The following is a 10,434-nucleotide window of genomic DNA, read 5'->3' on the forward strand; positions in this document are numbered from 1 at the left end:
AACAAACAAGTTGCCTTGTTTTGGTGGGCGATACTGGGATCGAACCAGTGACCTCTTCCGTGTCAGGGAAGCGCGCTACCGCTGCGCCAATCGCCCATGCATCCAGCCGGAACTGGAAGACATGGTTTTCACCGAGGTGGGTACGGGATTCGAACCCGTGTATACGGCTTTGCAGGCCGCTGCCTCGCCTCTCGGCCAACCCACCGTGTAGGCATGATTCCGGAGAATAATTACCTTGACAGTGCCTTGCGAGCGGACGACGAGACTCGAACTCGCGACATCCACCTTGGCAAGGTGGTGCTCTACCAGCTGAGCTACGTCCGCAGTGTCAGTTCCCGGCGGACTACCTTGCAGGCTTTCCGTCGCTTTCCGACGAGTAAAAACTCTATAGGAGGTTGCTGCAATCTCCAAATCGACCCTTCGCTTTTCGATTCGAAGGCGGCTTCTTCCTTGAATTTGCGGGGATTTTTCAGAGTTGCAGGGTTGTAATTCCACGGCTGTTGTTTGGATGCTCCGGCTCGTTTTGCATTCCGGCGGGCGTGGGCTAGTCTTCTGTATGCAGCTGAGCGGATACGCGGGATGCACCCGGGCGATTGGCGCAGTGGTAGCGCGCTTCGTTCACACCGAAGAGGTCACTGGTTCGAACCCAGTATCGCCCACCAACAGAAACCCCCGGAATTCCGGGGGTTTCTTGGGTTTCTGAGGTTTTCCCGCTGGCACCATGGTCCTTGCGTGGATCGGGGCCACCAGGACGGCTCCCGCATAAGGAAACCTCGTGGAGCCGCCGACCGTCGCCAACTTCGTTCTCTCACTCACAGCGCCGGCAGCTTCGATCGCGGCGTAGGGCGCCAACTCAAAAGTCCCCCACGACGAAGGAACCAGATCGCATGCGGGGCGGGTCGGACACATGCTGGGTCGCCCTACCGGGCCAGACCGCCACTAGCCGCCCCACGTGGCCAAGAACAATAACAGGCCCAGCCCAAGGAATGATATGCCGCCAAAGACGACGGCAAAGACGAGACCACGGCGTTTACGACGGAGATTTCGATCAGGACCGTAGTTGTTCCTGTCTCTGCCTCCGTCTCGATACTTCGGCAAACCGCTCATTGATCCTCTTCATCCGCCAGCTGCGCAGGAAGCGCTCTGAACCGTCCGGGTTAACGTCCCGCAGCCAACCTCTCTTTCTGACACAAGTGTCCCGCCTGGGATTAGGGAAATCAGGTGGGACATGCCGACCGTACAAACCCGCGTGAGAGTTTTCAGAGAGCCTTGGCCTCTGCTGTGCTCGGACCACTTATCGGGCGTCCACCTGCTTTGCTCCGTGGCCGGCTGTTGGGTCCAGTGCGCGCCGTCGCAGAGCTCTGGACACCTTGGCCCTTTTGTGTCTACGACGATGCTCCCATAGGTGTCAAAAGGGAAGCTGAGCCTGCGGGCACACTGCCATTGATCAGGCGGTATGTGCATTAGGAGGGCAGGTAGCCCAGCAGCGCATCCCGTTCGAACGCGTCGCGAGGTGCGAGGGGAGCTAGATGTACTGCCGATCATGTTGTTGGAAACCGGTAAGACGCGGTTAGTCCGGGAGCCCCAGTCATCCGTGCTGAGGTTCGGTGAAGAAGAGAAAACGGACGGACAGTGGGCCGGGCGACGTCTGCTGTGGCAGGGCTCGGACCCTGCGTTTGAGCTCTCGTGGTGGTGCGGAACCTGCCCTCTGCTGTTCAAACGTCTGGAAGGCACAACGGAGACATTGTCTCTCCCGGAGATGCAGCAGACCCTAATCTCGGGCATCGAGAATATCGACGACGGTGTGCTTGATGCATTCGCCGCAATCCTGCCAGAGGGTTCTTACGTAGGATGGTGACACGTTCAGATGTAAGGGGGACGCATGGCGCTTGCACTGGTCTTCATTGCCATTGGCTTGGTGTGGCTGCCATTCAGGAATCAGATCGCCCGGCGGCAGTACGCGATCTCATCACAAATGCTCGGACGTCGGACCGATGACGTCCTCGAAGATTCCGAGCCGCAGCCTGAAGCTGAACAAGAAGTGTATGAGGAACGGGTGCGGGGCTTCGAGATGCTCGGGGTGTTCTTCTGTTCGGTCCTGATCGTTGGTGGCTTGCTCATTGTGGTGCTGACCCTCATCTTCCGGCCACCGTGGGCAGGGGCCTAGATGGGCGACCCGTTCCTCGGCATCGTCGGAACCTTCCTAATACTCAGTGGCATTGCGCTATATCTGATGCGCAACTTCATGGCCCGTGCCGGCGTTGATGGGTGGGCGTGGCTACGTGAGGGCACGCAGTTCAAGACCTACGAGCGTCAACTTGCGTGGTCGAAAGCCGCAGCCGGTATTGTGGCCATCGCCGGGCTGGTGTTCATGGGCCTCTTCCTGTGGTCGCGCTAGCACTCATGGCTGGCGTCCATCTGGTTCATGTCCATATTCGCTGGGGTGCTGGTCGCCTTGGTTCTCGTCTCGCTGGTCATGTCAGTTGTGTTCTCCGCATCAGACGGTCAATGGGGAAGGCTGGTCCTGCCAGCTCTCTTAGGTCTCTTCGCGTGGCTTATCGCCTTCTGGGCGCGGCAGGACTGGGACGCTCGGGCACGGCGACGGGAGCGGGGTGTTCCTGAGCCAAGGACGGGAACGAGGCCGGTCCAGATTGATGTTCAGTGGCCGCCGGTGCGGATACGGGGACGTAGAGATACTTCCCGGCAGTGAGAGTCAGCTAGCGATCAGGCGTGAACGGTCACGAGCACCGGTCTGCTATATGGACCCGGCAGTAACGCAAGAGGTTCACCGTGCCGAGGTGAAGACAGTCCATGCCGGTCCGAAGACGAACATGGCCCCCATCAACATGTACATGAATCCCATGCCCTTGATAGTCGGGACGTCAGCCATTGTGAAACCGCCCGGGGCGATGTTTTTGCTTTCCCTGTAGAGGCGGGACCACGTAGTGGCCGTGCCCTTGATGTCCCTGAAGATGCAGAATCCCAGAGAAAACACTGATAGCCCGGCCACGGTGATGGGGATCAGCACGGCCCATCCAAACCACGACATGTCGAAGAATGATGAGGTCGCAGAGGCGTTGGCTGTCTTGAAGCCCTTGGACCTCAGTCTGGTCAGCCTTGTCGTTTTCGAAGAGTTGCCGTTGCCAGTGGCAGCTGAAGCACTCGGGATTTCACCCGGGGCAGCTAAAGTCCGTATGCACCGTGCCCGCCAGAAGCTGAGGGCTGCGCTGCCTCGATCACTTCACCATGTCCATTCGCCAGTATTGAAAGGAGATCCGTCATGAACGATGTTCGTATTGATCCGCAGTTTGACCGGCGTCTGGGAATGGCGTCTAAGAGCCTTCGATGGCGGACCTTTGATCGCTGAAGATTCCTGGCCGTGTTTGTCGTTGTAACCAACAGCCAAGGAAGGATCGAACCGTCAACCAGCCTGACCCGCTCCGGACAGCGCCATAACTCAAGAAGCCGCTGCCGTGGCGTCTTAGGCATCGTGCCTTCCTCCAGCCAGGCGATGAGCATGACTAAAGACGCGAACCCGGTGCCAGTCATACAACCGACCAAAGGCCTCGGCGTCACCCCTCAAGCTGTCCGCCCACAGGACGTCATCCCCCAACTGAACGTTCTCCATGCCTTGTATTGTCCGGGACACCACGGATGGTTACAGATTGGAGGAAGGTATTTAGTCCCGAGCGATTTTTGTCGATGCTGGTCGGGAGCCTGGCGGAATCAGGCTGTCTTGTTGGTGCAGACTACATTGACTCAGTCAGGTCCACGTAGGTAGGCCGACCGCGAGGAGGGCCTCTGTACGATTGCGAGCATGTTCAGAACTGACTTCCCGGATAGCTTCTCAGTCCAACCTGAGCCTGGGAGCGTGCTGTGGCGCTATATGGACTTCAGCCGGTTTTTGTCTTTGCTTGAATACGAGGCACTCCATTTTGCCCAGGCTGACCTAATGAGCGACAAGTGGGAAGGTGCTTCGGGTACTTTCAATGAGCTAATGCGCTCCAGCACCTACTCTGGTGATGCGCTTGATATCGTCCTGGCCGTTCAAGACAAACGCAAGGATTTCGCCAAGCAGATCTATATGAGTTGCTGGCACGAGAACAAGTACGAATCAGCCGCCATGTGGGAGATCTACCAGAGAGAAGGTTGCGGTGTTGCGGTCTGCACACCTGGGCTGATCTGACGGCCAGCATCACCAGTGATACGGGGGGTGTCGGCGGCAACATTACCTACGCCGACTATCGCTCAGCGTTCAATCTCGCTGGACCACGTCTTGACCGCTTTCATGCACGAGCGCAGGAGCTTTGAACACGAGAAGGAAGTCCGCCTGCTGGCAGTCGGCCCCCCGGAGCCAGAGACAACCGTCGTCCCTATTGCCATGGCTCTGCGACGGCTGATCAACAGCGTCCACATAGCACCCGGCTCCGACGACTGGTTCCTTAAACTGGTGACCCGGGTGATCGAAAGATACGGCTATGACTTTGAGGTAAGGCAGTCTGACATTGATTCGATGCCCTGGGAACTGGCCTGAGTCGATGCCATCGAGGTGCCGCACCTACTGACGTGCGGCACCGCAGTTGCACCGGGAGCGCGGAAAGCCCTTAGCTAAACCGCCTCAACTCCGCCGGGCGGCGTTTCACGAACCAATCCAGGATCCCCCTCGCATCGGTGATGTTCTACGGGAATCTGTCGTGCTGGCCGTCATTGCATTCCGACAAGTCAGGACGTCATTCATGCTTGCCGAGGACACCCAGTATTCTGCGGCCAGCTGAGCAACCGGGAGTCTGTCGTGGACATAACGGGTCCGGGCCTGCTCGACTTCTTTCGGGCTCAGTGCGGGAGGTCTGGTCATGCAATATCCAAAGCAGTCGTTGGTTTGTGGGTGGTCGATGCTGCGTCCTGATCCTACAATGCCGGCATGAATCGGCAGGAGTGAATGCCATGAGTTCCGCGTCTTCAGCCACCAATCCCAGATCTTTTTTCGAGATCACGAATCCTTTTTGTGCCTGCCGGACAATACAGGGTATGCGGAACATGGAATCTCAAGACGACGAACTGTGGTCGCGTAGCCTGAAAAGCGACGGGACGGCGTTCGGTGCGTTGTTTGATCGACACCGCGACAGAGTTTTCCGGCACGCGTATCGGCTCTGCGGCGATCGGCACACGTCCGAAGACATTATGGCTAGCGTTTTTCTTGAGCTCTGGAGGAAGCGCCGGACCGTTGTTCTTGTCGAGCTTTCGATTCTGCCCTGGTTGCTAGTCACGACTACAAACGTCGCTCGGAACGCCAACAGGTCCGCTTTCAGATACCGACGGATGCTGGATTCGCTACCCCGGCAGGATGAAGCCAGTGCGGAGAGCGGTGAGGCCGTATACCTGCAGTCTGCCTTGGACAAGGATGTCATCGATGCTTTGCAGACCCTTCCCACCATGGATTTGCAGTTAATCAGCCTGGTTGCCTTTGAGGGCTACACGATCACAGCTGCCGCGGAACTTCTCAAACTGACCCCTGCGGCAGCAAAGAGTCGAATGCACCGCGCGCGCTTGAAGATGAAGGACGCATTGCCGCTACCAAGACCACGAACCCACTATGCCATGGAAGGAAAAGGATCATGAATGATCTGAAAGTTGATGAACGGTTCAGTCAGGCACTCAGATCCGAGCTGGTTTCCAGGGTAGAGAAGACGCGGACGGGACGAAGCTGGGGGAACTCACGGTGGGGCCTAGGTGCTGGCGTCTTTGCCGGCGCAGTATTGGTGGGTGGAGCCGGCGCGGCAGCGGCAGGACTTCTGACAATTCCGGGAGCTCCGGTGATTACACCCCTTGGATCTCCTGTCACGGTGTCCTACTCCGGACCAGCGACTGTCCGGTTCGGGGCTGCTCCGGAAGGTGCTAAATCCATTCGCGTGAAGCTGACGTGTCTCACGACTGGCTCATGGGCATTTGAGTCCGGAGCTACCAGCACCTGCAAATCGCAGGATCTAAAAGGCCCCGGGAAGGTGACGCAATTCCAGATCCCCATCGTTCCCGGGAAAGAGAGCACGACCATCAACACGCAAGCGCAGAGCCAATGGCAGGTGACGTGGACTTTCGTTGACGAAGAGCCAACGCCTTGGGCCACGAATGCTCACGGTGAAACGTACGGTGCCCAGAACGATAAAGGGTTGCCCCAGCTGGTCGCGGTAAAGGCCACCAACGGCCGCCCTGGTTACGTTTACAACGCCGAGCTTGAAGACGCTACGGGCATGACTGCGGCTCTCTCGTTCAAGACAAGAGAAGAGGCGCTTGCCTGGCAAGAGCAACGCAAAGGTCGGAAGATCGCGATCCCTGTTTATGAATCTGATGGGAAGACCGTGGTCGGTGAGTTCGTGATCAGCAATGATGACGAGGGCCCGACAGGGCCTCTAACCGACTCTGCGGCTCCCGGGTCCTGAAGTTACTTTGATTTCCGGACGTTCTAAACGCCCCAGAGAAGTTCATCTTTCCCAGCTTGAGATGGGAAAGATGAACTTCAAAGCATCACATCAATCCGTTCGATTTACGAGTCTTGCGATGTCACGCGCATCTCCCGTCACCGAACGGAACTATTTGGGTTCCTCTGACGGTGAAGGCTTGATGACAAACTGACCTACTTTGGTTACGCCGTCTGCCTCATAGACCGGGATGTTCACGGCACGGTTTCCGTTGGCCTCCTGCCACCTAAGTGCTTCAGCCGGGGAATGGAATTGAGAAGGGTGCCCGGAGGCCGCCTTCAGCTCAGTATTGGCCACGTATCCAAGTTCACCGTTTGTGGCCAGTGCATTGATAAGGTCCGGCTCGATCTCCTGCTGATCGACAATGGTGATGGACCCGTAGGTCTGTCCGCGTTCGTTGGTCTTGAAGTCAGTGCCCTTGCTTGGGGTTGTGTCCGCCTGCACCGTGACGGTCTTTTGTTGGCTGGTCGATGACGTCGCCATTGCGGAACCGAAACCAATTCCTGCGAGAGCCATAGTGCCAATGCCGATAAATGCGGTCCGGCGTTTGAACTTGTTGATGATCATCTAGGATCCCTTATCTACCAGGCAGTTTGAACATAACCAGGAATGGTCATGTAATAGTTGTAGCCGCCGATTGCAGTGTTATATACGTAGGAGCGTCCATAGCTATAGAAATCACCAGTACCTGCATAACTGGCGGACGCGCTCATGAATTCGGAGCCCGTCCCTGGGCATATTGTCCACGACGAATATTTCACAAGGCTCTCTGAAACCAAGACAGCAGCACTCTGCTGATACTGTTGGACCACCCGACCCTGGGCAGCCAACGAACCCGAAGTCACGCATACGTAGACGGGTCCTACCATAGTGGTAGCAGTAGCGAATCCGGCCGACGTGTTGACTGTGGGCTGATGGCGATACGTAATGCCGTTGTTCACGAAGTTACTCCATGGGCCTCCGGCATATCCGGCGTGAGCGGCCAGTGGCACTGACGCCAAACCGGCTGCTAAAACGGCCGCAGACAAAACCCTGCTTAGCTTTTTCAAAATTCCCCCCACAAAATTATGATTGAAAGTCCATCCTCATTATTGAAGATTTCCGTCAGCCTAGTCATCGAATTGCCCCAATGGCAATAGTTCCTCACAATTAAAAGTTTCCTAAAAATCGCCGTCACGATCTGGAAAGTATCATCACTGCCTTTGTGGGGGACTGCACCCTATATGCACCCTGAGCTGGAGTGGCTGCTTATGGAGGTAGCCTGTCGAGCACGACCAGGCCGGTCATGGTTTCTTTCTTACTCGATGAACGGTCGGGTCGTTGTTGTTAGGGACTGGTCTGCGGCACGGATTCCTCAGCCAAAGGTTCGGGCCACATAGGACCAGATCAGCTTCAAGGGGACCAAAGGTCGTCCTGGCGCTGCGGAGACCGTTGATCGCCACTCGTGAACGTGATGTCGACATGAATCGACTCTGCGAACTTTTCATCGAGTCTGATCTGACAGGGGTCAGGCCCTATTTGATGGGTTGCGTGGACGACCTTCGTTCCGAGTCCCGGGATGGTTATCACGTCACCGAACTTCAGCATGAATGCGCAGCAGTAGCCCATGTTGGTCTCCTTCGGGAGAACGTAGTAGTACCGGGCAAATTGATACTTTGCTGTTGCATACAGTTGCTGCCACGCGCTGGTTGTTCCCTATTGTTGGCCTTAGCTATCGAGCCCGGGGCCGGTGCTGGTAATCAGCAGTCACAAGGCCCGATCAGCCAGCACGTTGTGCAAACTGGCTTGCCGGCCAGGCTAAGGTCCGGGCAAGCTCAGGGTCAGTACTGCCAGGGGAGAGTTCCAACGGCGCGGCCCAATCTTTGGTGAGTTCCTCGAGCAGAGCCGGCCGATTCGAGAAGGGCAAATCGCGCGTGTCGTGGCCGTCTACGGCCAGGACATCGAAGGCCGCGAAGGTTGCCGGCAGCTGATGCGCCAGAACCGGTAGTGCGGCTTTGGCAGTAACCATCCTGCGCTGGAGGGCATCAAGGTCCAGCCGGCTGTTGTCCGAGATGACAGCTCTTCCGGCCAGCTCCAAATCCGGCCAGACGGTCCGAGTTCCGGCCCGGTCGCCTTCTTGGGGGAGCCCCGAGCTTCTCAAAGAGTTTTCGCTTTTCGCGACACGAACCTTTCCAATCCCGCACTCCTTTGACTGGAGACCCGACCTTGCCGGACGCAATCGGTCGGGCTCCGCAACATATGTTTGGCCGTCGGCTGTGGGGTCTGTCGGTCACTGTTCATTGGAGAGAATCCCTTGAAGTATCTGCTTGGGAAAATAACAGCCTTCGTTGCCGTATTAGCGGTCGTTTTTGGCGCACTTTCAATGGGGGTGCTCCACCTAAGTCCATCAGCTCACGCCTACGAAGTAGCAACCAACCAGGCAAACGTTACCGGCGGAGCGGCTATTTTGACGATGCCAGGATCCGGTCTTACGGCCACCTATGATCAATCCGGACTGACTGACCTCGTGGGGCAGTCAACGATGGGCAGCCGTGGATATGTGGCCTCTGATTTCTCACAAAACATAGGGACTGGGGCCCCGGCTGTTGAATTCGCAACCAACGCGGTCAATAATTGCGCCGCAACCGGTCCCTGTAGCGGCTTGGGGACGGTCACGATCGCGTTTAGCCAGCCCGTGAGAAATCCCGTGCTCAACATCGCTGGCCTCGGCGGAAACGTGACGTGGTACGAAAACAAGAAAGGACCTGTCGACCGCCAGTCGCAGCTCCACGCTGTGTTGAATCTCGCAACCACGGGCTTGACGATGACCAAGCTTTCCGGTGGGAACCTTAGCGTGTCGGGAAATGCCATTACGGCTACTAACGACAACGCGGGTACTCGGTGCGAGACGACCACCCAAACGAACGATCCTCAGCCTGTGGATGCCCAAGCGACTGCGGCCTGTGGGTCTGTCCGTATCAATGGCATTGTGACCTCGTTGACGTTCGATATCAGCGCGGTCTTCGTCCAGACCACCAGCGCGCTTCCGCCATACACGATCAACGACGCCCAAGATCCAAACCATAACCAGGACAACTTCGTCATTGCGATGACGGTTCCGCAGGATTTCGGTGATGCGCCTGCTTCGTACGATCAAAACAACGCTGCCCGGGCTGATCTGTCGGACGTGACGTTGGGTGCGAATGTCACGGAGGACAACGCGTCGGTGGCCAACGGCACGGTTTCGCCGAATGCGGGTGCGACGGCGGCTTTGGACCTGATGGACGACGGCGTGACGCTGGCTCCGATGATACAAGGGGCTACCAGCTACTCCACGACGGTGGCGATCAGCGGGGCGAGCAAGCCGGGTACAACCTGTGGGTGGATTGATTTCAACAAGAACGGGCTTTTCGACAGCGCTACCGAACGCAATTGCGCCTCGTTCGCGGCCGGTGCCACGACCGCGACGCTTACCTGGGTGGTCCCTGCCGGGGTGAGTGCGGGGACCACGTATGCCCGGTTCCGGATCGGTTACACCACCGCCCAGGTCCAGGTCCCGATCGGTGCATCGGATTCCGGTGAGGTGGAGGATTACCTCTTCACTGTTGCCCCGTCGGCTGCTCCGGCGATCACGCTGGTGAAAACGGTGAACAAGACCACGCTGGTGGCCGGTGAAACGGCCACGTACACGTTCGTGGCGAAGAACACGGGCAACGTGACGCTGACCTCGGTGGTCATCACCGAGACCCAGTTCTCCGGAACGGGCACGATGTCCGCCCTCTCGTATGCCTGGCCCGGCCTTCCGGGCGTCCTTTTGCCGGGGCAGTCCGTGACCGCGACCGCAACATATGTGGTCACGGCCTCGGATGTGACCACGGGGTTGGTGACCAACACGGCGAAGGTCACCGGGAACCCGCCGCTGGGGTTGCCTGTCTCGGCAACAGATGATGCGCAGGTCACCGCGCCGGCTGCGTGGAAC

Annotated in this window: 11 protein-coding genes and 4 tRNA genes; 9 read left to right on the top strand and 6 right to left on the bottom strand. The window is 57.7% G+C overall.

What is annotated here, in order from left to right; all coding sequences use genetic code 11:
- Positions 1–21: 21 nt before the first annotated feature.
- The 3 genes from ACIQC5_RS18790 to ACIQC5_RS18800 all read right to left on the bottom strand — a co-directional run bounded on the left by ACIQC5_RS18790 (position 22) and on the right by ACIQC5_RS18800 (position 324).
- Positions 22–96, bottom strand: a tRNA-Val gene (locus tag ACIQC5_RS18790).
- A 38-nt stretch (positions 97–134) separates the two neighbouring features.
- Positions 135–205: transfer RNA gene (locus ACIQC5_RS18795), tRNA-Cys, on the bottom strand.
- A gap of 46 nt (positions 206–251) precedes the next feature.
- A tRNA-Gly gene (locus tag ACIQC5_RS18800) sits at positions 252–324 on the bottom strand.
- Positions 325–587: 263 nt separating this feature from the next.
- Here ACIQC5_RS18800 and ACIQC5_RS18805 point away from each other — a divergent pair.
- From ACIQC5_RS18805 to ACIQC5_RS18815, 3 genes are all read left to right on the top strand, one after another.
- Positions 588–662 (top strand) — tRNA-Val (locus ACIQC5_RS18805).
- A 1,220-nt stretch (positions 663–1,882) separates the two neighbouring features.
- Positions 1,883–2,167, top strand: a complete 285-nt coding sequence (locus ACIQC5_RS18810; protein ID WP_400285808.1) for a hypothetical protein — start codon at positions 1,883–1,885, stop codon at positions 2,165–2,167.
- Complete coding sequence (locus tag ACIQC5_RS18815; RefSeq protein WP_400285811.1) at positions 2,168–2,398, top strand: hypothetical protein; 231 nt, start codon at positions 2,168–2,170, stop codon at positions 2,396–2,398.
- Between the two features lie 387 nt (positions 2,399–2,785).
- Here the strand turns inward: ACIQC5_RS18815 and ACIQC5_RS18820 are convergent, their stop codons facing one another.
- A complete protein-coding gene (locus tag ACIQC5_RS18820) occupies positions 2,786–3,049 on the bottom strand; it encodes a hypothetical protein (RefSeq protein WP_400285813.1) in 264 nt (87 codons plus the stop codon).
- Here ACIQC5_RS18820 and ACIQC5_RS18825 point away from each other — a divergent pair.
- The 5 genes from ACIQC5_RS18825 (at position 3,048) to ACIQC5_RS18845 (ending at position 6,437) form a co-directional block, all read left to right on the top strand.
- Positions 3,048–3,284, top strand: a complete 237-nt coding sequence (locus tag ACIQC5_RS18825) for an RNA polymerase sigma factor (RefSeq protein WP_400285816.1) — start codon at positions 3,048–3,050, stop codon at positions 3,282–3,284. The genes ACIQC5_RS18820 and ACIQC5_RS18825 overlap by 2 nt on opposite strands.
- Before the next feature lie 533 nt (positions 3,285–3,817).
- Positions 3,818–4,186, top strand: coding sequence for a hypothetical protein (locus tag ACIQC5_RS18830; RefSeq protein WP_400285819.1), 369 nt, complete (start codon positions 3,818–3,820; stop codon positions 4,184–4,186).
- A 90-nt stretch (positions 4,187–4,276) separates the two neighbouring features.
- Positions 4,277–4,534 (top strand): hypothetical protein, encoded by a 258-nt coding sequence (locus ACIQC5_RS18835; protein WP_400285822.1) that lies wholly within the window; start codon positions 4,277–4,279, stop codon positions 4,532–4,534.
- 503 nt (positions 4,535–5,037) lie between these two features.
- Positions 5,038–5,619 (top strand): RNA polymerase sigma factor, encoded by a 582-nt coding sequence (locus tag ACIQC5_RS18840; protein WP_400285825.1) that lies wholly within the window; start codon positions 5,038–5,040, stop codon positions 5,617–5,619.
- Complete coding sequence (locus ACIQC5_RS18845) at positions 5,616–6,437, top strand: peptidase M56 family protein (protein WP_400285827.1); 822 nt, start codon at positions 5,616–5,618, stop codon at positions 6,435–6,437. Before ACIQC5_RS18840 ends, ACIQC5_RS18845 begins: the two co-directional genes overlap by 4 nt.
- Before the next feature lie 150 nt (positions 6,438–6,587).
- Here the strand turns inward: ACIQC5_RS18845 and ACIQC5_RS18850 are convergent, their stop codons facing one another.
- Complete coding sequence (locus ACIQC5_RS18850) at positions 6,588–7,043, bottom strand: hypothetical protein (protein WP_400285830.1); 456 nt, start codon at positions 7,041–7,043, stop codon at positions 6,588–6,590.
- Positions 7,044–8,235: 1,192 nt separating this feature from the next.
- Complete coding sequence (locus ACIQC5_RS18855; RefSeq protein ID WP_400285832.1) at positions 8,236–8,553, bottom strand: hypothetical protein; 318 nt, start codon at positions 8,551–8,553, stop codon at positions 8,236–8,238.
- Between the two features lie 597 nt (positions 8,554–9,150).
- On the opposite strand from ACIQC5_RS18855, the gene ACIQC5_RS18860 reads away from it, so the two are divergent.
- The coding region (locus ACIQC5_RS18860; RefSeq protein ID WP_400285835.1) for a GEVED domain-containing protein at positions 9,151–10,434 on the top strand (1,284 nt) is incomplete at its 3' end.

This window comes from Paenarthrobacter sp. NPDC092416 (genome assembly GCF_044755025.1).
Classification (GTDB): Bacteria; Actinomycetota; Actinomycetes; order Actinomycetales; family Micrococcaceae; genus Arthrobacter.